1 tRNA gene is annotated in these 305 nt (G+C 42.0%); it reads right to left on the bottom strand.

Annotated elements, in window-relative coordinates:
• Nucleotides 1-171: 171 nt before the first annotated feature.
• Nucleotides 172-247: transfer RNA gene (locus EIZ58_RS32955), tRNA-Ala, on the bottom strand.
• Between the last annotated feature and the right edge of the window lie 58 nt (nt 248-305).

The raw sequence follows: 305 nt of genomic DNA, 5'->3' as shown, positions 1-305 counted from the left end.
GATGGGAACGGGTGTGACCTCTTCGCCATCATCACCAGACCAATATTTAGGTCTTCATCAAGCGACAATCAATAACTTATCATGTTTTATTCATTTCAACAACCATCAAATTTTCCCATATCTGAAGTGAAAATAAAAAGGCTTGCGCCCATGGTTGTAATGAAAATTATATGGTGGAGCTGAACGGGATCGAACCGATGACCTCCTGCTTGCAAGGCAGGCGCTCTCCCAACTGAGCTACAGCCCCATTGAAAGGAATATCCCTTCAAAACTGAACAGAAACCATGTCAATGTCTTAAAATTCT

The organism is Ammoniphilus sp. YIM 78166 (assembly GCF_004522215.1).
Taxonomy (GTDB): Bacteria; Bacillota; Bacilli; order Aneurinibacillales; family RAOX-1; genus YIM-78166.
The sequence above is the reverse complement of the archived record's forward strand: the minus strand, read 5'-3'. Positions and strand labels throughout refer to the sequence as shown.